General features: G+C 71.4%; 19 protein-coding genes and 1 pseudogene. 9 read left to right on the top strand and 11 right to left on the bottom strand.

What is annotated here, in order from left to right; genetic code table 11:
* Positions 1-120 precede the first annotated feature (120 nt).
* Both C3488_RS09715 and C3488_RS09720 read right to left on the bottom strand, forming a co-directional pair.
* Positions 121-1398: an ABC transporter substrate-binding protein gene (locus C3488_RS09715; protein WP_103838933.1), complete on the bottom strand. Its 1278-nt coding sequence runs from the start codon at positions 1396-1398 to the stop codon at positions 121-123.
* 50 nt (positions 1399-1448) lie between these two features.
* Positions 1449-2501 (bottom strand): carbohydrate kinase family protein, encoded by a 1053-nt coding sequence (locus C3488_RS09720; RefSeq protein ID WP_103838934.1) that lies wholly within the window; start codon positions 2499-2501, stop codon positions 1449-1451.
* Positions 2502-2629: 128 nt separating this feature from the next.
* On the opposite strand from C3488_RS09720, the gene C3488_RS09725 reads away from it, so the two are divergent.
* Genes C3488_RS09725 through C3488_RS09740 form a run of 4 tightly spaced genes read left to right on the top strand, consistent with a single transcriptional unit; the run spans position 2630 to position 9084 of the window.
* Positions 2630-3394 (top strand): DeoR/GlpR family DNA-binding transcription regulator, encoded by a 765-nt coding sequence (locus tag C3488_RS09725; RefSeq protein WP_103838935.1) that lies wholly within the window; start codon positions 2630-2632, stop codon positions 3392-3394.
* Positions 3391-4728 carry a 6-phospho-beta-glucosidase gene (locus C3488_RS09730; protein WP_103838936.1) on the top strand — a complete coding sequence of 446 codons (1338 nt, stop codon included), beginning with the start codon at positions 3391-3393 and terminating at the stop codon, positions 4726-4728. Before C3488_RS09725 ends, C3488_RS09730 begins: the two co-directional genes overlap by 4 nt.
* A 57-nt stretch (positions 4729-4785) precedes the next feature.
* Complete coding sequence (locus C3488_RS09735; protein WP_103838937.1) at positions 4786-7830, top strand: glycoside hydrolase family 38 C-terminal domain-containing protein; 3045 nt, start codon at positions 4786-4788, stop codon at positions 7828-7830.
* A 3-nt stretch (positions 7831-7833) separates the two neighbouring features.
* A complete protein-coding gene (locus tag C3488_RS09740; protein ID WP_181138948.1) occupies positions 7834-9084 on the top strand; it encodes an alpha-L-fucosidase in 1251 nt (416 codons plus the stop codon).
* A gap of 60 nt (positions 9085-9144) precedes the next feature.
* On the opposite strand, the gene C3488_RS09745 is transcribed toward C3488_RS09740, so the two are convergent.
* Both C3488_RS09745 and C3488_RS09750 read right to left on the bottom strand, forming a co-directional pair.
* Positions 9145-10830: a carbohydrate binding domain-containing protein gene (locus C3488_RS09745; RefSeq protein WP_103838938.1), complete on the bottom strand. Its 1686-nt coding sequence runs from the start codon at positions 10828-10830 to the stop codon at positions 9145-9147.
* A 650-nt stretch (positions 10831-11480) separates the two neighbouring features.
* The gene (locus tag C3488_RS09750; protein ID WP_103838939.1) at positions 11481-12605 is read right to left on the bottom strand and encodes an ATP-grasp domain-containing protein; all 1125 of its coding nucleotides are present in this window, start codon (positions 12603-12605) and stop codon (positions 11481-11483) included.
* A 331-nt stretch (positions 12606-12936) separates the two neighbouring features.
* Between C3488_RS09750 and C3488_RS09755 the strand changes: the two genes are divergently transcribed.
* Both C3488_RS09755 and C3488_RS09760 read left to right on the top strand, forming a co-directional pair.
* Positions 12937-13845 carry a metallophosphoesterase gene (locus C3488_RS09755; RefSeq protein WP_103838940.1) on the top strand — a complete coding sequence of 303 codons (909 nt, stop codon included), beginning with the start codon at positions 12937-12939 and terminating at the stop codon, positions 13843-13845.
* On the top strand, positions 13790-14545 hold the full coding sequence (locus C3488_RS09760; RefSeq protein WP_103838941.1) for a 4'-phosphopantetheinyl transferase: 756 nt from the start codon (positions 13790-13792) through the stop codon (positions 14543-14545). Before C3488_RS09755 ends, C3488_RS09760 begins: the two co-directional genes overlap by 56 nt.
* A gap of 25 nt (positions 14546-14570) precedes the next feature.
* On the opposite strand, the gene C3488_RS09765 is transcribed toward C3488_RS09760, so the two are convergent.
* Positions 14571-14795 (bottom strand): hypothetical protein, encoded by a 225-nt coding sequence (locus C3488_RS09765; protein ID WP_103838942.1) that lies wholly within the window; start codon positions 14793-14795, stop codon positions 14571-14573.
* A gap of 275 nt (positions 14796-15070) precedes the next feature.
* Here C3488_RS09765 and C3488_RS09770 point away from each other — a divergent pair, with 275 nt between their 5' ends.
* Positions 15071-16093, top strand: a complete 1023-nt coding sequence (locus C3488_RS09770; RefSeq protein ID WP_103838943.1) for an alpha/beta fold hydrolase — start codon at positions 15071-15073, stop codon at positions 16091-16093.
* A gap of 3 nt (positions 16094-16096) precedes the next feature.
* On the opposite strand, the gene C3488_RS09775 is transcribed toward C3488_RS09770, so the two are convergent.
* Positions 16097-17287, bottom strand: coding sequence for an MFS transporter (locus C3488_RS09775; protein ID WP_103838944.1), 1191 nt, complete (start codon positions 17285-17287; stop codon positions 16097-16099).
* A gap of 399 nt (positions 17288-17686) precedes the next feature.
* Here C3488_RS09775 and C3488_RS09780 point away from each other — a divergent pair, with 399 nt between their 5' ends.
* Positions 17687-18115 (top strand): hypothetical protein, encoded by a 429-nt coding sequence (locus tag C3488_RS09780; protein ID WP_103838945.1) that lies wholly within the window; start codon positions 17687-17689, stop codon positions 18113-18115.
* A gap of 420 nt (positions 18116-18535) precedes the next feature.
* Here the strand turns inward: C3488_RS09780 and C3488_RS09785 are convergent, their stop codons facing one another.
* Genes C3488_RS09785 through C3488_RS09800 form a run of 4 tightly spaced genes read right to left on the bottom strand, consistent with a single transcriptional unit; the run spans position 18536 to position 22421 of the window.
* On the bottom strand, positions 18536-19990 hold the full coding sequence (locus C3488_RS09785) for an NAD(P)/FAD-dependent oxidoreductase (protein ID WP_103838946.1): 1455 nt from the start codon (positions 19988-19990) through the stop codon (positions 18536-18538).
* Positions 19974-21182 (bottom strand): MAB_1171c family putative transporter, encoded by a 1209-nt coding sequence (locus tag C3488_RS09790; RefSeq protein WP_103838947.1) that lies wholly within the window; start codon positions 21180-21182, stop codon positions 19974-19976. The genes C3488_RS09785 and C3488_RS09790 overlap by 17 nt, the downstream gene beginning before the upstream one ends.
* Before the next feature lie 19 nt (positions 21183-21201).
* The gene (locus C3488_RS09795) at positions 21202-21732 is read right to left on the bottom strand and encodes a toxin-antitoxin system, toxin component (protein ID WP_103838948.1); all 531 of its coding nucleotides are present in this window, start codon (positions 21730-21732) and stop codon (positions 21202-21204) included.
* Between the two features lie 32 nt (positions 21733-21764).
* Positions 21765-22421 (bottom strand): helix-turn-helix transcriptional regulator, encoded by a 657-nt coding sequence (locus C3488_RS09800; protein ID WP_103838949.1) that lies wholly within the window; start codon positions 22419-22421, stop codon positions 21765-21767.
* A gap of 221 nt (positions 22422-22642) precedes the next feature.
* Here C3488_RS09800 and C3488_RS09805 point away from each other — a divergent pair, with 221 nt between their 5' ends.
* Entirely contained in the window at positions 22643-23311 is a 669-nt protein-coding gene (locus C3488_RS09805; protein ID WP_181138949.1) for a hypothetical protein, read from the top strand.
* A 151-nt stretch (positions 23312-23462) separates the two neighbouring features.
* On the opposite strand, the pseudogene C3488_RS09810 reads toward C3488_RS09805, so the two are convergent.
* A pseudogene (locus C3488_RS09810) lies at positions 23463-23642 on the bottom strand (GntR family transcriptional regulator); the annotation flags it as partial.

A 23642-nucleotide genomic window follows, 5' to 3' on the forward strand; every position in this document is an offset into this window, starting at 1 on the left:
CGCCGCCTGGGCCGAGCGGTGCCCGCGGGCGTGGCGCGCCGCGGGCGGAACCGGGCCGGGCCCGGCCCGCCACGGTGCTCGGGCACCGTGGCGGGACCGGTGAGCGGAGGTGACGACACCTCAGTTCACCCCCTGGCGCCGGGCGATCTGCCTGGCCTGGCTGACCGCGTCCTTCCAGGCGTCGTCGGGCTTCTTGCCCTTGGCCTCGATGTTGGTCAGTTCCGTCATGTAGGGGGCCATGACGGCGGCGTCGGCGGGCGCCTCGTAGCTGTCCGGGATGGCCTTCGCGGCCGGGCCGAAGACCTCGATGATCTTCTGCCCGCCGAAGAAGGCGTCGGGGCCCGTCATGGCCGGCATGGCGTACGCGGCCGGGGCGGCGGGGAAGATGGCGGCGTCGGTGAAGCCGCGGGCGTCGTTGGCCGGGCTGAGGATCCAGCTGATGATCTTGAATGCCTCTTCGGGGTTGCGGCACTGCTTGGGCAGGGCCAGGTAGGAGCCGCCCTGGTTGGCCGGTCCGCCGGGCATCGCGCACACCCGCCACTTGCCCTTGGTGCCCGGGGCTGCCTGCTCGATGTCCAGAGCGTGCCAGGCCGCGCCGAGTTCGGTGGTCAGGCTCTTGCCGATGGCGGCGTTCCAGGTGTTGTCGTTGATCTTGGCGTCGAGGCCGAGGGTGTAGGGGCGCACCGCCGTGGTCCACGCGGTGCGGATGTGGTCCTGGTCGCCGATGAAGTGGTTGTTCTTGTCGATGAACCGCTGGGTGCCCTGGCCGACGGCCATGTTGAACACCGAGCTGATGTTGTTGACGAGGTAGGTGCCGGGGACCTTCTTCTTCAGCTCGGTGCCGAGCGCGAAGTAGTCCTCCCACGTCTTGGCCTGTGCGGCGACCTTGTCGGGGTCGGTGGGCAGCCCGGCCTTGGCGAACAGGTCCGCCCGGTAGAAGAGCGCGGTCGGACCGATGTCGATCGGGAAGCCGACCTGCTTGCCGTCGGCGGTCTGGGCGAGCTTGGTCTTCCAGTCCAGGTACTGGGACGAGATCTTCTTGAAGCCCAGGTCGTTGAGGTCGAGGAAGCGGCCGGCGTTGGGCAGGAAGGACGCCATGTCCTCGCCCTTGATGCCGGTGATGTCGGGCACGGAGCTGCCCGCCGCCAGGGTGGTGGTGAGCTTCTGCTTGAAGTCACCGCCGATGGACGAGACGGTCAGCTTGACCTGGCTGCCGAAGTGTGTCTTGGCCTCCGCGACCACCTTGTCGCTGAGTGCGCCGCCCCAGTACCACAAGGTGAGGTCCTTGCCGTTCTTGGTGCCGCTCGATCCTGAGCCGCTGCCGCATGCGACGGTCAGGCCGGACGCGGCCGCGGTGAGCGCGGCGGCCTGGAGGAAGCCTCTACGAGAAAGGTCCACGGGTCACTCCTGTTGTTCCTGTTGCGTGGTGCTGAGGGGCGTGATGAGAGTCAGTGCTGCCGTGCGAAGGCCCGTGGGCCGGCGGTCGTGCGAGGGATCGGCGGGGTGACGGGGGCGTGGGGCACGGGTGGGCCCACGTCCGCCGGGAGGCGGTCCGCCAGGAAGCCGTAGACCTGCTTGAGGTCGGGGTCGGCCAGGGAGCGCCACCAGCGGTCGACGCCGTACCAGCCGGGGGCGGCGAGGGCTCCGCCGTGGTGCTGTACGGACAGGCCCGCGGCGAGCACGGCGAACCGCAGCCGTTCCTCAAGCGGCCAGCCGCCGAGCGAGGCGGCGACGAAGCTCGCGCCGAACACGTCGCCGGCGCCCGTCGCGTCCAGTACGCCGACGTCGAGGGCCGGGGCCTCGGCGTACTCGCCCGTCGTCTGGTCGACGGCCACGGCGCCGGCGCCGCCCCGCGTGACCACGACGACCGGCACCAGCTCGGAGAGCGTGCCGAGCGCCGCGACCGCGCTGTCGGTGCGGCTGTAGGCCATCGCCTCGGTCTCGTTGGGGAGGAAGGCGTGACACAGGGAGAGCTGGTCGAGGAGGTCCCGGGACCATCGCCGGGTGGGGTCCCAGCCGACGTCGGCGTAGATCTGGGTGCCGTTCGCGGCGGCCTTGGCGAGCCAGGCGCGGGGCTCGGCCTCGAGGTGCACCAGGGCGGTGCGCGCCTCGGGCACCTCACGCATCAGCTCGTCCTGCGTGTACGGGGGCTCCTGGCCGTGCGTGACCAGGGCCCGGTCGTCGCCGTACGCGAGCGAGACGGTGACGGGAGTGGGCCAGCCGCTCGCGGTGCGGGAGAGCGAGAGGTCGACGTGCTCCTGGTCGCCGATGACGTCCTGGCAGTACGCGCCGTAGAAGTCGTCGCCGAAGACCGTGGCCAGGGAGGTGCTCAGGCCGAAGCGGGCGGCGGCCACCGCGAGGTTCGCGATGCCGCCCGGGCCGCAGCCCATGCCCGCCGTCCAGATCTCCTCGCCCGGTGTCGGTGCTTTGCCCAGGCCCGTGAGGACGAGGTCGTAGAAGAGCAGCCCGGTCAACAGCACATCGGGCCGGTCGACGTCCACGCGTGGGTCCTCTCGTCAGAACTGCTCAAACTCGGTGCACGGAATCGTGCGCTCATCGACGAGATTGGTCAATACTCAAGCAGAAGTGAGCATAGAAATGATTGAAGATGACGAGTAGTGTTCGCGGCGTGCTGGCAGAACGACGACACCAACTCATCCTGCGGGTCCTGCGCTCCGGCGGGCCCGCGTCAGTGACCGATCTCTCCGAGCAGCTCGGTGTGAGCCCGGCCACCATCCGGCGCGACCTCGTCAAGCTGGAGGAGGACGGCCTGCTCACGCGGGTGCACGGTGGCGCGGTCGTGGAGGACGGCGACCAGCCCTTCGCCGAGGTCGCCGAGGTGCGCGTGTCCGAGAAGGACGCGATAGCCGCGCACGCCGCAGAGATGATCACGGACGGACAGTCGGTGCTGCTCGACATCGGCACCACCGCCTACCGCCTGGCCCGACGGCTGCACGGCCGCCGGCTCACCGTGATCACCAGCAACCTCGTCGTCTACGAGGAGCTCGCCGACGACGAGGGCATCGAGCTGGTGCTGCTCGGCGGCATGGTCCGCCGCGAGTACCGCTCGCTGGTCGGCTTCCTCACCGAGGACAACCTGCGCCAGCTCCACGCGGACTGGCTCTTCCTCGGCACCAGCGGGGTCCGGCCCGGCGGGCAGGTGATGGACACGACGGTCGTCGAGGTACCGGTCAAGCGAGCCATGATCAAGGCGAGCGACAGGGTCGTCCTGCTCGCCGACTCGGCCAAGTTCCCGGGTACGGGTATGGCGAAGGTCTGCGGTCCCGAGGACCTGGATGTGGTGGTGTCGGACGCGCCGGTGAACGCGGCGACCCGCTCCTCGCTGGACGAGGCGGGCGTCGAGGTGATCGTGGCAGGAAAGGTGCAAGCGTGAAGCTGACGATTCTGGGCGGTGGCGGCTTCCGCGTCCCGCTCGTGTACGGGGCGCTCCTGACGGACCGCGCCGAGGGCCGCGTCACCCGGGTCGTGCTGCACGATCTGGACGCGGGCCGGCTCTCGGCCGTGACCCGGGTCCTGGCCGAGCAGGCCGCGGGGGTGCCCGACGCGCCCGAGGTGACCGCCACGACCGATCTCGACGAGGCCCTGCGCGGCGCCGACTTCGTCTTCTCCGCGATCCGCGTGGGCGGCCTGGAGGGCAGGGCGAACGACGAGCGCGTGGCCCTCGCGGAGGGCGTCCTCGGGCAGGAGACGGTCGGCGCCGGGGGCATCGCCTACGGGCTGCGCACGGTCCCGGTCGCCGTCGACATCGCCCGGCGGGTGGCCCGGCTCGCCCCCGACGCCTGGGTCATCAACTTCACCAACCCGGCGGGCCTCGTCACGGAGGCCATGTCCCGCCACCTGGGCGACCGCGTCATCGGCATCTGCGACTCACCGGTCGGCCTCGGCCGCCGCATCGCCCGTGTGCTCGGCGCGAACCCCAAGGAGGCGTGGATCGACTACGTCGGCCTCAACCACCTCGGCTGGGTCCGCGGCCTGCGCGTCGCCGGCCGCGACGAACTCCCGCGCCTGCTCGCCGACCCCGACCTGCTCGGCTCCTTCGAGGAGGGCAAGCTCTTCGGGACCGAGTGGCTGCAGTCGCTGGGCGCGATCCCCAACGAGTATCTGCACTACTACTACTTCAACCGCGAGTCCGTGCGCGCGTACCAGCACGCCGAGAAGACCCGCGGCGCCTTCCTGCGCGACCAGCAGGCGCACTTCTACGAACAGGTCGCGCGGCCGGGCGCCTCCGCCCTTCAGGCATGGGAACGCACCCGCGCCGAGCGGGAGGCCACCTACATGGCCGAGAACCGCGAGACCGCGGGCGCCGGCGAGCGCGAGGCCGACGACCTGTCCGGCGGATACGAGAAGGTCGCGATCGCCCTGATGCGGGCGATCGCGCGGGACGAGCGCACGACCCTGATCCTCAACGTCCGCAACCGCGGCACCCTGTCCGTCCTCGACACCGAGGCCGTCATCGAGGTCCCGTGCCTGGTCGACGCGAACGGTGCGCACCCGGTCGCGGTCGACCCGCTGCCGGGCCACGCCACCGGACTGGTCTGCGCGGTCAAGGCGGTGGAGCGCGAGGTGCTCGCCGCCGCCGAGTCCGGCGACCGCGCGACGGCCGTGAAGGCGTTCGCCCTCCATCCGCTGGTCGACTCCGTGAACGTGGCCCGCAGGCTGGTCGAGGGCTACACGGCGGTCCACCCCGGGCTGGCGTACCTTAGGTGAACACCTCTCAGTAAGCGCTTTCCCTCTCTAGCCTCCCGCTCTCCCTGGAGACACCGAATGCACGACGAACGCCGCCGGATCGAGGAGCGCGTCCAGCGCCTCCACGACCAGCGCATCAAGACCGCGATCTACGCCGCCACGGTTCCCCTCGAGGTGGAGGCCTGGCAGGCCCCGGGGGAGCCGGTCCCGTTCGCCGAGGCCGCCGCCGCGTCCTACGCGCCCTTCTCGATGGGAACCCCATGGGGCCCGCCGTGGGGCACCACCTGGTTCCGGATGCGTGGACAGGTCCCCGCGGAGTGGGCCGGCCGGCGCGTCGAGGCCGTCATCGACCTCGGCTTCGTGGGCGACTGGCCCGGCAACCAGGCCGAGGCCCTGGTGCACCTGACCGACGGCCGGCCGCTGAAGGCCGTCAACCCGCTCAACCAGTACGTCCCGATCGCCCACCCGGCCGTCGGCGGCGAGGAGATCCACTACCTCGTCGAGGCCGCCTCCAACCCGGACATCCTCGCGCACAATTTCGCGGCCCCCACCCCGCTCGGCGACGTGCTGACAGCAGGGGACAAGCCGCTCTACACCTTCCGGCGCGCCGACATCGCCATCCTGGACGAGGACGTCTGGCACCTCGACCTCGACATCCAGGTGCTGCGCGAGCTGATGCTGGAGCTCGGCGAGCACGACCCGCGCCGGCACGAGATCATGCATGCCCTCGACCGGGCGATGGACCTGCTCGACCTCGACGACGTCTCCGGCTCGGCCGCCTCCGTCCGGGAGGCGCTGAAGCCCGCCCTCGCCAAGCCCGCGCACGCCAGCGCGCACATCGTCTCCGGCGTCGGCCACGCGCACATCGACTCCGCCTGGCTGTGGCCGATCCGGGAGACCAAGCGCAAGACCTCCCGCACCTTCTCCAACGTCACGTCCCTGGCCGACGAGTACGAGGAGTTCGTCTTCGCCTGCTCGCAGGCCCAGCAGTACGAGTGGGTGCGCGACAACTACCCGCACGTGTGGGCCCGTATCCAGGAGTCGGTGAAGAAGGGCCAGTGGGCCCCGGTCGGCGGCATGTGGGTGGAGGCCGACGGCAACCTGCCCGGCGGCGAGGCCATCGCCCGCCAGCTCATCCACGGCAAGCGGTTCTTCATCGAGCACTTCGGCATCGAGACCAAGGGCGTCTGGCTGCCGGACTCCTTCGGCTACACCGCCGCCTACCCGCAGCTCGCCAAGCTCGCCGGCAACGAGTGGTTCCTGACCCAGAAGATCTCGTGGAACCAGACCAACAGGTTCCCCCACCACACCTTCTGGTGGGAGGGCATCGACGGCACCCGCATCTTCACCCACTTCCCGCCGGTCGACACCTACAACGCCCGCTTCAGCGGCGAGGAGATGGCCCGGGCGGTGCGCAACTACCAGGAGAAGGGCGGCGCGACGCGCTCGCTGGCCCCCTTCGGCTGGGGTGACGGCGGTGGCGGCCCCACCCGCGAGATCATGGAGCGGGCGCGGCGGCTGAAGAACCTGGAGGGCTCCGCCCGGGTCGAGGTCGAACACCCCGACGCGTTCTTCGCCAAGGCCCGCGAGGAGTACCCGGACGCCCCGGTGTGGGTGGGCGAGCTGTACCTGGAGCTGCACCGGGCCACCTACACCTCCCAGGCCCGCACCAAGCAGGGCAACCGACGCAGCGAACACCGGCTGCGCGAGGCGGAGTTGTGGGCGACCACGGCCGCGCTCCACGCCCCGGGCTACGCCTACCCGTACGAGAAGCTCGACCGGCTGTGGAAGACGGTCCTGCTGCACCAGTTCCACGACATCCTGCCGGGCTCGTCGATCGCCTGGGTGCACCGCGAGGCCGAGGCCGAGTACGCCCGCGTCGCCCAGGAGCTGGAGGAGCTGACGGCGCAGGCGGTGGCCGCGCTGGGCGCCGGCGGCACCCGCGTCTTCAACACCAGCCCCTTCGACCGCGCCGAGGTCGTCCGCACGGCCACGGGCGTCCCGGTCTACGCCGAGGTGCCGGCCAACGGCAGCGCGCCCGTGGCGGTCGCCGCCCCGCCGCAGCCGGTCACGGTGAGCGGCCGTGTGCTCGACAACGGCCTCGTGCGCGTCGAGGTCGCGGAGGACGGCACGCTGGCCTCCGTGCGCGACCTGCGGGCCGGTGGCCGTGAGGTCCTCGCCGACAAGGGCAATCTGCTGCGCCTGCACACCGACCTGCCGAACTACTGGGACGCCTGGGACGTCGACAAGCACTACAAGAACCGCTACACGGATCTGCTGGACGCCGACTCCGTGACGGTCGTGGAGGAGGACCCGCTGCTCGGCGCGATCCGCGTGGAGCGGAGCTTCGGCAAGGGCTCGAAGATCACGCAGACGATCACGCTCCGCGCCGGCAGCCCCCGTATCGACTTCGAGACGGACATCGACTGGCACGAGGCGGAGAAGTTCCTCAAGGCGGGCTTCCCGGTCGACATCCGCGCCCCGCACTCCTCCGCGGAGATCCAGTTCGGGCACATCCAGCGGCCCACCCACACCAACACCAGCTGGGAGGCGGCCCGTTTCGAGGTCTCCGGCCACCGCTGGGTGCACATCGCCGAGCCCGGCTACGGCGTCGCGGTCATCAACGACTCGACCTACGGCCACGACGTCTCCCGCACGGTCCGCGAGGACGGCGGCACCACGACCAGGGTGAGCCTCAGCCTGGTCCGCGCCCCGCGCATCCCGGACCCGGGCGCCGACCAGGGCCGCCACCGCTTCACGTACTCCCTCCTCCCGGGCGCGACCATCGATGACGCGGTCGCCGAGGGCTACGCCCTCAACCTCCCCCTCCGGGTGGCCGAGGCGGCGGGCGCGCCGGAGCCGGTCGTCTCCGTGGACGGCCAGGGCGTCACCATGGAGGCGGTGAAGCTCGCCGACGACGAGTCCGGTGACGTCGTCGTACGGCTCTACGAGTCGCGCGGCGGACGCGCCGAGGGTGTGCTCCACACGGGCTTCCCGCTCGCCGGCGCCCAGGTGACGGACCTGCTGGAGCGCCCGCTGGAGGACGCGGAGATCGTCGACGGCGGTGTCCCCGTCGCGCTGCGGCCCTTCCAGATCGTGACCCTCCGCCTGCGGAGGGGCTGACCGGTGGCCATGCAACCCTGGTTCACCGACGCCAAGTTGGGGATCTTCGTGCACTGGGGCATCTATGCCGTCGACGGCGTCCAGGAGTCGTGGTCGTTCTACGACGACATCGTGCCGCACGAGCAGTACATGTCCCAGCTGGAGCGTTTCACCGGCGCCGACTACGACCCGAAGGCGTGGGCGGACCTGTTCGCCCGCGCCGGCGCCAGGTACGCCGTGCTGACGAGCCGTCACCACGACGGGGTGGCCCTGTGGGACACGCGGTACGGCGACCTCAACCTCGGCAAGGACTACATCGGCCCGTACGCGGAGGCACTGCGCGAGAAGGGGCTCAAGGTCGGCCTCTACTACTCCCACTCCGACTGGAACCACCCCGACTACGCCTCCACGCGCAAGCCGGGCCGCCCGCCGGAGCTGGAGGACAACCGCTACTCCGAGGTGGCGGCCGAGGACGAGGACCTTGAGGCCTGGGAGCGGTTCATCGCCTACCGGGACGGCCAGGTCGAGGAGTTGGCCTCCCGGTACCGTCCCGACCTGATGTGGTTCGACGGCGAGTGGGACCGCAGCGAGGAGCAGTGGCGCATCCCCGAACTCGCCGCGCTCATCCGCAGTTACGTGCCCCACGTCGTCTTCAACGCCCGCATGCTCAGCGAGGGCGACTACGCCACCCCGGAGCAGGGCGCTCCCATCGTTCCGCCGGAGGGCCCCTGGGAGCTGTGCCTGACGATCAACGACTCCTGGGGCTACCAGCACCACGACCACAACCACAAGTCGCTGTCCCAGCTGATCCGCTACTTCACCGAGACCATCGGCGCAGGCGGCAACCTGCTCCTGGACGTCGGCCCGATGGAGGACGGCACCATCCCGCAGCCCCAGGTGGAGCGTCTGGAGGGCCTGGGGGAGTGGATCCGCAAGCACGCGGAGGCGGTGTACGGAACGGTGCGCGGCCTGCCGGCCGGACACCACTACGGCCCCAGCACCCTTTCCGCCGACCGCCGCACCCTCTACCTGACCCTGTTCGACATCCCGCGCGCCGAGACAGGCGTCCGGGGCCTCGCCACGCCGGTCCGCAAGGTCACCGTGCTCGGCACCGGCACCGAACTCGGCCACCGGGTCGTCGGCGGACTGCACGAGGCGGTCGGTGTGCTGTGGATCGACCCGCCGTCCGAGGCCGACCTGGACCCGTACGCCACCGTCCTCGCGGTCGAGTTGGACGGCGAGCTGGAGCTCTACCGGGGCTCGGGCCGCTTCTGACGGTCAGGGGGTGCCCGACGTGCCGGGCACCCCCTTTTTTCCCGTTCGTGGCTTCCTCGGTCAGCCCGTGAAGCCGGCCGTGATCGAGGTGAACTGCCAGTTGTTCTGGCTGATGCCGGAGCAGTTGCTCACCACGCCTCCGCCCGGGCACGGCCGGTCGCGGTTGACCGACCAGAAGGCGAGACGGGCGATGTGGTGCGAGTTGGCCCAGTCCTTGATCTGGGTCCAGATCGCCGGGGTCGTGTTCTCCTGCTGGTCGGACAGGCCGTTCATGCCGGATATGCCGATGTGGGAGTACGCGGTGGCGTCGTCCCAGCCGAAGGTCGACTTCAGCTTGGCCTTCAGGCCTTCGGCCGCGTTCACGGTGTTGCCGTACATGTCGGAGCCGCCGCCGAAGTCGAAGGGCATGATGGTGAAGACGTCTATGTCGGCGCCGAGCGACTGCGCCTGCTCTATGAGGCGGTTGCCGTAGTACGTCGGGCCGGTGGTGGACGTCCCGAAGGTGACGATGGTCTTCAGGCCGGGGTTGTTGGCCTTGACCGTCTTCAGGGCGGTGAGGATCTTCGCCTGGACGGCCTCGTTCTCGAACTCGTCGGTGTTCTCGATGTCCATGTCGATCGCCTTGAGCGAGTAGGCGTCGATCACCTTCTGCAGGGCCCCCGCGAGCGCGCTCGCCGAGGAGCAGTTGGCGCCGAGCTTGCTGCCCTGCCAGCCGCCGAACGACGGGACGATGTCACCGCCGGCGGAGCGGACGGCGTTGATGGCGGTCTGGTCGACACCGCCGGTCAGCGGTCTGCTGCCGTCCCAGGCGGGGTTGCAGCCGCCGGAGTCCAGCACGAACGCCATCGTGAACCACTTGATGCCCGTCGCGCTCATCACGGTCGTCGGGCTCGGCGGGTCGCCCCAGCCCTCGTACAGGTAGGGCGCGGCCTGCTTGAAGCCGGTGCCGCCACCGGTGCCCGCGTCCGTGGTGACGGTCACGGAGTTGGAGGCCGCGGAGGTGTTCCCGGCCGCGTCCCGCGCCTTCACGGTGAAGGTGTAGGAGGTGCTGGGCGACAGCCCGCTGACCGTGGCGGTCGTACCGGAGACGCTGAGCACCTGACTGGAGCCGCTGTAGATGTCGTACGCCGTCACACCGACGTTGTCCGTCGAGGCGTTCCACTTCAGCGACACGCTCGACGACGACTTGCCCGTGGAGGTCAGCCCACCGGGGGCGGTCGGCGCCTGCGTGTCCGAGCCGCCGCCTCCGCCGGGGCCGTCGAGGCTGATGTCGTCGGCGTAGTAGGAGCCCTGGGCGTACCAGCCGTGGACGTAGATCGTGGCACTGGTCTGGGAGGCACCCGTGGTGAAGGACACCGACAGCTGGCTGTAGGCCGACGGGGACGTCGTCCAGGTGGAGGCGCCGCCGTCGACGCCGAGGTAGACGTAGCTGCCCCGCACCCAGCCTTGAAGCGTGTACGTCGTGTTCGGTTTCACCGCCACGGTCTGGCTGCACTGGGCGTTGTCACTCGAACTCACCGCACCCTGAAGGGCCTTGGACCCCCCGTGCACGGGCGAGGAGACGACCGAGCCGAGGTTCCCGGTGCAGGACCAGGGGGAGAGGGAGCCGGACTCGAAGCCGGGGTTGGTCAGAATGTTGGCCGCCTGGGCCGTGCCCGGAAGGGCGATGGCTCCACCGACCGCCAGAGCGGCGGAACCGAGCAGAGCGAGGAGTCGGCGTCTGGAACGCCTCAGTGTGTTGCGCACGCGATCTCCCAGGAGGATGTGGGGTGTTCGGGAGTGGCAGGGACATGCGGAACGATGCGCAACCAAGTTGGTATGGACCAATCCGCGTGTCAAGGAGAATGACGGAATTGGTCCATACCGGTGGGCGGAAGAGCCGAGCCCGCGTGCAATGCGGCGAGCTGCGGCGTCAGTACGGTCCTGCCGAACACCTCCGGTCCTGGGTTGGGCACGTGCTTCCCGCCGGAGTCTCGCACTTCGGGCGATCGTGCCGTTCCATCGCATCTGCTGCCTGATGGAGCGTCAGATCCATGGCGGAAGTCTCGCCGAGGTGCCTCTCGGACGCCCCGGGCCCGCCTGCTCGCCCTTCGGGCCGCTGAGCTACTCCTAAGGGCTCTCACCCGGTCGGCGAACCCAGCGCCCCAGCAGGCAACGTTCGCCCCGTCGCGACGCCCGGCACTCCTTCAAGCCCTTCGAGCAGGGGGTACCCCCGGAGCGGGCACCGGACGCCGCCCCTCGACGGGCAAACCCGGCACGCACTCGCGCCGCACCGGCCGAAACCCCGAGTACGTCCAGTACGAGGGCTTTCGACCGGCACTCCCCCAAGCTCTTCGAGCAGGGGGTACCCCCAGAGCGCGCACCGGGCACCGCACAGGACTTTCGAAAAACACCCCCTAGAGCGGCAGTGCCTCGGCCGCTGCTTCCACTGCCTCGACGGGTGCGGGAACCGTCGGCAGCAGTGGCTCCACCTGCTCGACCCGCTGCTGCGGCAGCGACACCGGTCGCAGCGGCCGCGGACCCGACACCACCGTGTAGTCCTGCCCCAGGAACGGCGGCGTGATCTCCCCGGGATCCTCCCCGAGCGCCAACTGCACAGCCGCCCAGGGCGCGTTGACCCCGCACAGGGACAGCTGATGCAAGCCCCCGGCGGGGCGCGTGTTGACATCCATGAGCACGGGCCGCTCGCCGAACATCCGGAACTGGATGTTGGACAGGTAGTGCAGCCCGAACCCCTCCGCGATCAGCCGCGCCGGCTCCAGCCACTGCTCGTGCTGCGTGAAGCCGCGCCGACGCCCGTTCTTGGTGCGGCCGATGGCCAGTCGTACCCGGTTGTCCGGCCCGGTGAGGCAGTCCACCGACACCTCCGGCTGCTCCAGGCGGGGCATCACCAGCCAGTCGACCGGCTCGCCGGTCTGCTTCAGCGCCTCCACGACCAGGTCCAACGGCGCGTAGGGGCTGGGGAACCCGGTGAGGTGCGTGAGCGAGAACGGGGCACGCGTGACGACCCGGAAGCCGACCCCGCCCGCACCGGACGCCGGCTTGAAGCACGCCTTGTGCCCGTCGGCCTCCAACTCCTCCACCGCGGCGACGAGTTCGTCCGCCGACCGCACCCGGAACCACGGCGGCACGGGCACACCGATCGCCTGCACGGCCTCGTAGGCGATCACCTTGTCCTCGAAGACGGCCACGGCCTCCGGCGGCGGAGCCAGCAGTGCAGTACCCGCCGCTTCGAACTCGGCGCGGTGCGCCACGATCGCCGACTGGTGCAGGCGGGGCACGAAGACATCGATGCCACGCCGTGCGCACTGGTCGAGGGCGTACTCCACGTAAGCGGCCGGGGACAGGTCCTCCGGCTCCAGATCGGCGGTGTCCGCGGCGGCCAGGACCGGCGAGTCCGGGTCACCGTGCGTGGCGTGGATCTCGACGGCCCGGTCGCTGGGATTTCTCCGCAGCTGATCCATGAAGAACACGTTCTCCGCGTACGTGCGGTTGAGCCAGACGCGTACGCGAGAGACCATGCAGGCCGCCTTTCACGGTTGTGCGGGCAGGGCGAAGCAGGCCGTGCCCGGCCAGGGGAGAGGGAGGTGCACCGAACCGCCGTACGCTTCTGCGGCGTCCGCGGCGGATGTGCTGGGGCGATCATAGGGCCTTCCGGGCGCCGTCACTGCTACGCGCGCGTTACGGATTTTCCCCGGCTCTCGATCAGGCGGCGAGGGGCGTGTTCCGCGACGCTGAGCACCCGGTGCACGCTCTTTCGGCCACGGCCGGGAACCTGCCGCGGGTCGCTCTTGTCCGTCCGCAGCCCGATGTGGTCTTGTGGAGCCAATTCGGATCTCGAAAGGGGCGAGTGTGGAGTCGACGGACGGCCGTGGACGCCTGCTCGCCATCAGCGACCTGCACGTCGGGTACGCCGAGAACCGCGCCCTCGTCGAGCGCATGCGGCCCACCTCGGACGAGGACTGGCTGCTGGTCGCCGGTGACGTGGCCGAGACCGTCGCCGACATCCGCTGGGCACTGGAACTGCTCGCGGGCCGCTTCAGCAAGGTGATCTGGGCACCGGGCAACCACGAGCTGTGGACCCACCAGAAGGACACCGTGACCCTGCGCGGCGTCGAACGGTACGAGCACCTGGTGGCCGTGTGCCGGGGGCTGGGCGTGACGACACCCGAGGACCCCTACCCGGTCTGGGAGGGCCCGGGCGGTCCGGCGGTCGTCGCCTCGCTGTTCCTGCTCTACGACTACTCGTTCCTGCCGAAGGGATGCACGACCAAGGAGCAGGGGCTCGACTACGCGCACGGCACCCGGATCGTGTGCACCGACGAGCACCTGCTGCACCCCGACCCCTATCCCAGCCGTGAGGCGTGGTGCCGGGCCCGGGTGGCCGAGACCGAACGCAGGCTGACCGAGATCCCCGCCGAACTCCCCATGGTGCTGGTGAACCACTACCCGCTTCACCGGCACCCGACGGACATCCTGCGCTATCCCGAGTTCGCCATGTGGTGCGGGACCCGCCTTACCGCCGACTGGCACCGCCGCTTCCCGGTGGTGTGCATGGTCTACGGCCATCTGCACATCCCACGGACCACCCACCACGAGGGCGTCCGCTTCGAAGAGGTGTCCCTGGGCTACCCCCGTGAATGGGGCCCGCGCCCGCAGCCGCCCGGGGAGCTGCGGCGCATTCTGCCGATGGAGGACCAAGCAGGTGATCGAGGAGCTGCTTCCGGGGCCGGTCGCGGTCGTGGAGGCGCACGGCCGTGAGGTGCTCGGCGAAGGTGTCCGCCTCTACCCCGAGGAAGAAGCGGTCATAGGGCGGGCGGTGGACAAGCGGCGCCGGGAGTTCACCGCCGTACGGGCCTGCGCACGGCACGCCATGGAGAAGCTCGGAGTCCCGCCGCAGCCCGTCCTGCCCGGCGAGCGCGGCGCACCGCGCTGGCCGGACGGGCTGATCGGCAGCATGACGCACTGCGACGGCTACTGTGCCGCCGCACTGGTCCGGGCCGGCGAACTCGCCTCGCTCGGCATCGACGCCGAACCCCACGACCGGCTGCCGGACGGCGTACTGGACGCGGTGGCCCTGCCCGCCGAGCGCACCCGGCTGCGGGGTCTTGCCCACAGCCGTTCTTCCGTCCACTGGGACCGGCTGCTGTTCAGCGCCAAGGAGTCGGTCTACAAGGCGTGGTTCCCCCTGACCGGCGAATGGCTCGACTTTCTCGAGGCCGACGTGGAGATCGACCCGGGCATCGCCCTCCCGGCCCCGGACCCGTCGGGTTCGTCGGACTCCCGGGCCGCTTCGCGGCCGTCCGACTCCACGGCCGCCTCGGACGCCTCCGGCGGCTTCCGGGCACGGCTTCTGGTGCCGGGCCCGCTGGTCGACGGCCACCGCGTCGAGGCCTTCGACGGTCGCTGGACCGTACGCGGGGGCCTGCTGGCGACGGCCGTCGTCGTGCACCACTTCTGAGTCGTCCTCCGAGTCGTCGACCGGGCTATCGAGGGCACCAGTCGCCGAGCAGGCGGAAGAACTCCTCCTCGGTGCCCGTGAGCCCCGCCTCCGCCAGGGCCCGGTCCGCCTCGGCCAGCGCGGCGGTCGGGACCACGGGTGGTCGGTGCGCGTCCGGCGGGCCGTCGAAGGCGGCTCGGACGGTGTGCAGGAGACGCAGATATGCCTGCACGGCGGCGCGCTGGCGGTCGGTCAGGACGGCGGTCGGCATCGGTCGTCTCTCCCCGGTTTCGGCCGTGCGACGGGGCGTCGCGCGGCGGTTCGTGCACGGCACGCGCCGGCGGTGCGCGGACGGCCGCCGCGCACACCTCGGGCGCACCTCCCAAGCTTGCCGTCCGCCACTGACAATCCCGTTCGCCTCCCGGTGGGTTCGCCCGCTTAGCCGAGGCGAAACATGGCCGAAATCCAGCGGGGAACACGCCCTCTACGCTGGAGAGCAAGGGCTTTCACACGCCTTCGCGGGGGCCGGCGGAAGGGAGGCGGGCGGTGGAGGACGTTCCGGGCGGGCATGCGCGGCGCGTCCCTGGGCTGCGCTCCGTGGGCGAGGGCGAACCACGCACGCGCCACCGGATCGTGCACGGTTACCGGCGCGCCTATCGTCTGGCCGGCCAGGGCCCGGTGCTCGTCCTCATCCACGGCATCGGCGACTCCTCGGCGACCTGGGCGGAGCTGATTCCCGACCTGGCCCGCACGCACACCGTGCTCGCGCCGGACCTGCTCGGCCACGGAGCCTCCGACAAACCGCGCGCCGACTACTCCGTGGCCGCGTACGCGAACGGGATACGCGATCTGCTCACCACCCTTGGCATCGAGTCGGCGACCCTGGTGGGGCACTCGCTGGGCGGCGGCGTCGCCATGCAGTTCGCCTACCAGTTCCCCGAGCGCACCGAGCGGTTGATTCTGGTCAGCGCCGGGGGCGTGGGCCGGGAGGTCAACCCGGTGCTGCGCGCCGCCTCCCTGCCCGGAGCGCATCTGATGCTCTCCGCGCTCCGCCTGCCCGGTATGCGGCTCAACCTCGGCCTGTTCGCGCACCTGATGCGACTGCTGGACACCGATCTCGGCCAGGACACGGCCGAGTTGCTGACCCTGGTGGACGCGCTCCCGAACGCGACGTCCCGCAGCGCCTTCATCCGCACGCTGCGGGCCGTGGTCGACTGGCGCGGCCAGGCGGTCACCATGCTCGACCGCTGCTATCTGACCGAGGGCATGCCCACCTTGCTGATCTGGGGGGACCGGGACGGTGTGGTGCCCGTGCGGCACGCCCACCGGGCGCACGAGGCGATGCCCGGCAGCCGACTGGAGATCTTCGAGGGCGCGGGCCACTTCCCGTTCCACACCGATCCCGCACGCTTCCTTGCCCTGGTCGAGGAGTTCACCGGCGGCACACCTCCCGCGCAGTGGAGCCGCGACCACTGGCGGGCGCTGCTGCGGGCCGGTCGTCCCGGTACGTCCGGGAACCGGGTGCCGGACAGGGGCGTACGCGAGGCGAGCGAACGCAGCGCCACGTGACGATCACCTGGCTTGAGCGCGGCCACCGGCCGCTACGAACAGGGCCGTCACAAGGTAGGGCAGTGCGGCCCATACGAAGGCGGTGCTGTGCGTGGTGGCCGAGCTGACCGCCGCATACGCGCCGTACACCGCCACCGTCGCAGCGTCGGTGCCAAGGCTTGCCACCGAGGTCAGGGTGGCCCGGTGTCCGTCGACGATGCGCGCCTGGAGACGGGCGTCGACCAGCACCGTGGCCAGTTGGAAGCCACCGAAGGCGAGGGCCACCAGGACGAGGCCGGCCGGTGTCCGCAGCGCTGCGCCGATGGCAAGGGCGAGTGCGGCTCCCGCGAGGAGTCCGGAGAGTCCGGCCTGACCCAGGCGTGCGCCCGCCCCGGCCGACAGGCCGCCGGTCGTGGCCCCGGCCCAGACGAGGAGGAGCAGGTAGGGGACGGCTTCGTCGGGCACGCCGGTGCCCCATACCAGGAGCGGGGTGTACTCGTCGAGCGCGCCCCACACGGCGCCCACGGCCGGGACGAGCAGCAGGGCTCCGCGTACGGACCGGTTGGCCCGGGCCTCGGCGAGCCCCGCCCGCAGCGTCTTGGCCCAGTCACTGCTCCGTGCGGCCGGAGCCCGGTGTTCCGGCAGTCGGGTCGCCGTCGCCGCCGCGAGGAGGCAGGCCAGCGCGCTCGCCGCGCCGACGGCCGGGTAGCCGCCCAGGGCGAATACCGGGCCGGCGAGCGCCATCGCCGCCATCACGGCCACCAGCCCGGCCGCGCGGACCCGGCCCATGACGCGCGCGTACCGCTCGGCGGCGCCGAGCCGGCCCAACTCGTCGTACACGAGTGCCTCGAGAGCCCCGGAGCGGAGAGCTCCGCCGGCGCCCCAGAGAACGAAGCCGAGGGCGAAGGCCCCGTACGACGGGACGAGCACCCACAGGACGAAGGCAACGGCGGTGAGGAGCGGGCCGAGCCACAGCAGGAGCCGGCGGGAGAGCGTGTCGGCCCAGGCGCCGGAAGGAATTTCCAGGAGTGCGCCCGTGACCGACCAGAGGGCGAAGAGAGAGGAGATCTGCCACAGCGGCAGACCGGTGTCGCTGAACAGCAGTGCGTACACCGGGTAGAGCAGGACGAAGTCGTTGAGGAACGCGTAGCAGTACAGCTTCGCGGTCAGCCGCCGGATCCCGGTGGCGGGCACACGTGCAGGTGAGAGTGTCATGAGGCCTTCCCGCAGGGACAGTTCGGACGCCGGGAGCAGGGCATCCGAGGCGGCCCTCGGGAGGCATGGCTGCGGGATCAATGTCGCCAGGTCATGGACCGCATCGTAGGCGGCGAATCCCGTGCGGCGCGGTGATTTGCGCACGACCGTCCGCCGGCGACTGTTCGCTGCCGCCACCCGTGCCGCCCGTTCCGCGGGAACACCTCGCGCAGCCGTCCCGCGGTTCCCCCACCTTTGGCGACGTCCTGCCAGGTCACAGGGGGTGGGGTCCCGTAAGGGCGTCATGTGGCAAGGACAGCTGGGGCGGGACGGGGCGACCGGGCACGGTGGTGTCGTGCCGACGGACCACGAGGGACCCACCGGGGACCGTCCGCCGGCCGACGGAGAGGATCCACTGTGATGACACGCAAGCGCATCGCCCTGGTAGCCGCCGGACTCGCCCTGGCGGGCGGCCTCGCCGCCGCCCCGGCAGCGACCGGCGCACCGTCCGCCCGGCCTGCTCGGCCCGCCGCGAACGTGGAGGCCCAGGCCGACAAGTGCTCCGGCTGGAAGGAGATCCACATCTCCGGCGGCGCCGCCAAGTACATGGAGTGCACGAAGAAGGTCAACGGCAAGTCGTACGCCTCGGGCGCCTTCTACCTGTGGGACACCAAGCGCGACGGCAAGGCCGTCCAGGCGTATGCGGAGACGGACTACGACCACTGGTACGGCGACGACGTCACCTGGTCGCACTTCTACGGCTGGGCCGACGACACCCACCACAGCCCGAAGATCAGCACGGGCTGGCACCGGGGCGACGACTTCGGCCTGGTGATCGAACTCAAGTGAGCGCCCCGGCCGCGGGACCGCTTCGGCCGGCGGGTCACTGCCCGCTGGGCGGCTCGATCAGGTCGGTGGGGTCGGTGCCGGACCCGCACAGTACGACGCGGGTGACATCGATGGGGCGGCCTGGCGCACTCCGCCAACTGATCCACGCCGCCGACCCGGCACGCGACGGCGACGGGAACCGGACATGACTACCGGGCCGGCTCATCTCAGGGCCGGCCCGGCCGGCGCCTCCCTGCGCAACACGCCCACATCGACGGCTTGATCCAAAGGAAGGACCCCCAGGGCCTGCTGCGAAAAGTGGCGTCGTCGCCCGAAGGGCGGCCGCGCGGCGTCCGGTGCGTGCTCGGGGGGCACCCCCTGCTCGGAGAGCTTGGGCAAGTGCCGGGCGTCGCGCGGCAGGCGCCACTTTCGCAACGGGCCCTACGCCGCACTCTCCCGGCCCCCGCTGTTCTGCGGGCCTTCCGCCGGTCCCGTGACCGCCTTCCACTCGTCCGCGGTCAGCGGCGGCGCCGTCAGGAGCGGGCGGCGGGGGCCGCGCAGGACGGCGATCACGACCGCCGGTCGGACCAGTTCGCTCATCGGCTTCGACAGGGTGACCACGTCGAAGAACGCCTTGGCGACGAGCGGACGGCCGGTCGCGGTGAGCATCAGCCGGTTGACGTACGCGCCGAGGACGCGGTTGGCAAGGCTCGGTGCCTTGCCGATCGCGCCCGGGTAGTGGATGTCCGTGCTGGTCGCGAACTCCCAGGCCGTCGCCACCGGACGGGCCACCGCCCGCTGCACCCGCCGCGCGAGCCCCGGCGCGGCCGGCCCGTGCCGGGCCACCAGCTCGCCCAGCGCCACGGCGCCCTGCGCGGCGACCGAGAGCCCGTGCCCGTAGACCGGGTTGTACGTGGCCACCGAGTCGCCGATCGCGACGAACCCCTCGGGCCAGCCGTCGACCTTCTCGTAGAACCGCCGGCGGTTGACCGTGCTGCGGGTGACGACCGGGTCCGTGAGCGGCTCCGCGTGCGCGATCAGTTGGCCCACCACCGGATGCCGCACACTCTCGCGCGCAAACGTCTCGAACTCCTCCGCGCTGGAGGGGGGTTCGCCACCGCGCGTGCCCGACAGCGTCACCAGCCACCGTCCGCCCTCGATCGGTTCGATGGTCGTGGTCCGCCCCGGCACCGGGACCGTCGCGTCCGACTGCACGTTGACCAGCGGGTACTCCTCCGTGCCCGCAGGCGCCCGGTAGATCCGGCTGGAGTAGACGAGCCCGGAGTCCACCTCCTCCAACGGCGCCGCCGGCACGCCCAGTTCCTTCAGCCACGCCGCCGCGCGCGAACCGCGTCCCGCGGCGTCCACGACGAGGTCGGCCCCCAGCACCCGCTCCTCGCCGTCGGCCGTCCGCACCCGCACACCCGTCACCCGTGCCGCGTCACCTTCCAGAGACAACAGTTCGGTCCGCTGCAGCACCGTCACCCGCTCGCTCCGGGTGACGCGCTCACGCACCACCCAGTCGAGCAGATCACGGCTGCACGCGATCATGAACTGCATCTCTGGCCAGCGCCGGAACCAGCCCCGCGGCTGAAGCGACACGAGCCCCGTCGGCAGCGGGACGCGCCGGGCGCCCGCCGCGAGCCACGCCTCGGTCACCCCCGGCAGCAGCTGCTCCATGGCGCGGGCGCCCCCGGACCAGATCACGTGCACATGCCGGGCCTGCGGGAGCCCCTTACGCGGTTCGGGGCGCTCGGGCAGCACATCCCGCTCGACGACGGTGACGTCGGCGTGGGCGCGCAGGGCCGCGGCGGCCAGCATGCCGGCCATGCCACCGCCGATCACGACGGCACGACGCGGTCTCGCGTCCGAGGAGGTGCTAGCGGGTTCGCTCATGGAAGTCGCTTCCTGGCCTGGTCCCGGCCGGCCCCCGGGCGGCCGCGACGACGGGTGACTGACGCAGGGCGACCGACATCCGCACGAGGTCGCGGGGGACCTCCAGGGACGCAGCGGGGGCGCTGTCCGCCCCCGCCGAGCTGATCACCCTGCCCTCCGGATCGGCGGCCCTCGCCCGCACGGCCGCCGCCACCATCGCCGCGTCGGCCTCGGCCTGCGCGTGGACGGGGTCGGAGCCGGCCGCCAGGGCGGCGTCGTAGGCGCGGGAGCGCACCTGGGAGTCGAAGTAGGGGTACAGGCCGAGCATGCCGTCGTGGATGTCGGACTCCCGCTGGGTGACCTGGAGTTCGGCCGGCGACCACCAGGAGATGCGCACCCGGTGGTCCGCGTGCGTGGACACCGGTCGCAGCTCGCGCCACAGCGGCCCGAGCCGGCGGTAGGTCGCCCAGGTGCTCCAGCTGTCCCCGACGCGCTGGCAGGCCAGCGGAAGGCAGAAGCCGACCGCGCTGATCTGCGCCCCCGCGGACGCCAGCACCGGTGCCGCGTCACTGCTGAGGTAGTCCAGGTCGTGGCCGTACCAGCGGGCGACGACGGCGGTGAACTTGGTCGTCAGATAGGCCAGGTTGAACAGGTAGCCGGTCACGATGATCAGCAGCCCGGCGCGCAGCCAGCCGCGCACCTGCAGGGCCCAGCGCCCGCACATGAAGTTCATCGCGACGCCCGCCACCGTGAGGGCCAGCAGGTAGAGCACGATCATCTCGCGCACATACGGGGTGCGCGCGTAGTACGTGTCGAAGTCGACCAGCCGCTCCACCGGGGCGTCGCCGAGCGCGAACAGCGCCACCAGGGCGACGACGACCACCCCGTACCCGGTGATGATCCTCCGGTTGGTGCGCCGGGTCTCCTCGGGCGGGCCGCCGCGCCAGTTGACGACGAGGACCAGGCAGGACGCGCTGAACGCGCTCAGCAGGCAGTAGACCAGGGGTGCCGAGACATTGGTGATGCCGGTGAGGTCGTTGACCTTCGCGATGGTGGGGGGCGCGGCGAAGAAGAACACCAGGCCGGCCAGCGCCATCAGCGCGCACACCGACCTGAGCAGCGGATCGCGCCACGAACGGGCCAGTGCGGGCGCCTTGAAGGTGAGCGCCAGGCCCATCGCCGCGGCCGGAACGTAATAGCTGGAACCGTCCATGGAATCGGCGTCCGCGCCCTCAGCCCCGCGGCCCGCGGTAACCGAGCGACGCCTCGATCCGCCCCGCCAGATCGTCCCGTTTGACGGGCCCGCGCAGGGACGAACCGACCAGCCAGGTACGGCACTTGCTCGCGAGCAGCAGCCCGAAGCTCTCGGCGTCCTTCTCGTCGGCCAGGTCGAAGTGCGTACGGGCGGCGACCTTGTGGACGGTGGCCCGCAGATCCGCCGTGTCGCTCAGCAGCCGCGCGGCGACGGCGGCGCCCTCCACATGGTGGCCGTGGTGCCCGGCGTTCATGTGCCACAGCTCGTGGCCGAGGATCACCAACTGGTGGTCGGGCGCGGTGCGTTCCTCGATGACGACGAGGTCCTGGTCGGCCATGTCGAGCCAGAGGCCGCTGGCCGTGCCCGGCGGGAAGGGAGCCGTGCGGAACTGGACGGGACGGCCGCGCCGCCGGCTCATGCCGTCGCACAGCGCGGCGTAGAGGGCGGCGGGTTCCGCCGGCGCCGGGAGCGACAGCTCCGCGACCAACTCGCCGCACAGGCGGCGCATATCCCTTCCGATGCCCACGGTTCTCTCCCGGATCACGACTCGGGCCGCTTGACGCTCTCCAGGAGCATGTCCAGCCACTCGGCGACCTTGTCCCGGTGCTGGTCGGTGGGCAGCTGGGCCGCCCGCCAGGCTATGCCGCGCACGCCGTGGTCCTGCAACAGCCGCTCCAGGGGGTCGTCGGCGGCCTCGGCCGTCGCGCGCTCGCCGTCCGCGAGTTGCTGGAGGAGCTCCTGCTCGGAGCGCTGGAGGGCGTTCGCGAGCGCCTCCGGGTCCTCGGCCGTGAGGAACCCGGCATGCACGCCGAAGAAGCGCTGAATGGCGTCGCAGTGCTCCATGGTGGGGCGCCGGTCGCCGTTGATGAGGGCACCCGCCTGCTGTCGCGACATGCCCGCGCCGTCGGCGATCTCCTGCTGGGTGTACTTGCGCCCGTTGGGTTTGAGCCGGGTGCGGCGCAGCAGGTCCAGTCGCTGCAGGAAACGGGCCTGCACGTCCGGCTCTCCGGCGGGCACTCCGCTCAGCAGGGCCTTCACCACCGGCTCCGGGACGCCCGACTCGACCGACAGCCGCGCGACGTCGAAGATCTGCTCGTGCGGCACGCCCAGCCGGTCGGCGAGCGCGGTGACACGGGCCACGACGGCCGGCAGCAGACCCGGCGCCGCGGTTCCCGGCACCTCGAAGCCATCCGTCACCGACAGGTCTCCTACGTCTCGCTCAGGTCGTTCTTCTCGCTTGCCCGGAACCAACCGGAGAGTAGCCGTTCTCTCGAACAGACATCCAGGTCTCGCCACAACTGTGGCGAGATTCAGCCGTCAACGAGCGCCAAATGCCACGATAGTTGACACGTCGGAAGCGGGGCAGCAGGATCAAGGCGCCACGTGAAGGCCGCAAGGGCAAGAGGGGTGACCTCCCGATGGCGTTTCAGGCAGGAGGGCAGCGGTCGCAGCCGCGGCCCCTCCCCGAGAGTCCGGAAGCACGGGCGTATCTGCAGGACTATGCCACGCTCCTCGAAGCCGTCCCCTTCCCGTCCGTCGTCTTCGACCACCGCTGGGACGTGGTGCTCGCCAACAGCGCGTTCAGGACACTGTTCAGCGGGGTGGCATCCCATCCGACGGCCATGCCCTGCGACAACTTCCTGCGGTTCGTGCTGTTCCATCCGGAGGCGGGCACCATCCTCGGCGAGCACGAGTCGAGCTGGTGCCTGCCGATGCTCGCGCACTTCGCCGCGGCCGTGGAGCGGCACGGGCACGACCACGGGCTGCAGTCCATCCGCCGGGACATCGCCCAGGACCCGATCATGGAGGCCGCCTACCGGGACGGCCTGCCGCACTGGATCCGCGCGGCCGGACCGCGCGCCGTGGAGCACGACGGGGCGGTGCGGCCGTTGCTCCACCCCGACCCGCGCTGGGGCACCGACTGCCGGGTGGTGGGGGAGACCCCCAAGACCCTGCAGGAGATGGGGTACTCCCGGCTGACCCTGGTGCTGCGCGAGGCCCGCCGCCCGGCGCCGGCCGGCCGGCCCCCGCGCCGCGCCCGGCGCACGGCGAACCACCTCAGCGTGGTACCGGAGCTGCCGGCGTAAGGCCGCCGCGGAGGCCCCGGCTCCGTCGGTGTTCAGGTCACCGACGGCGCCGGGGCCCGTTCCTGCCGTCCGGCGGCCTCACGGTCGCGCGGGTCAGGCCGCAGTACGGCGGCGGTGGCCACGGCGGCAGGGCCCACCACGGCGGCAGGGTCTACAGGGTCACCCGCAGCGCGATCAGCCGTGCCGTCGACTCCTGGACGCACCGCTCGGCCAGCTCCCTGGCCGCATCCCGGGCCCCGTCCTGCACGGCGCGGACGAGGGAGCGGTGGCGGTCGGCCACCTCCTCGCGACAGGCGTCCTCCCCGAGGACGAGACACAGCAGTGCCCCGAC

Source organism: Streptomyces sp. Ru72, from assembly GCF_002920635.1.
Classification (GTDB): Bacteria; Actinomycetota; Actinomycetes; order Streptomycetales; family Streptomycetaceae; genus Streptomyces.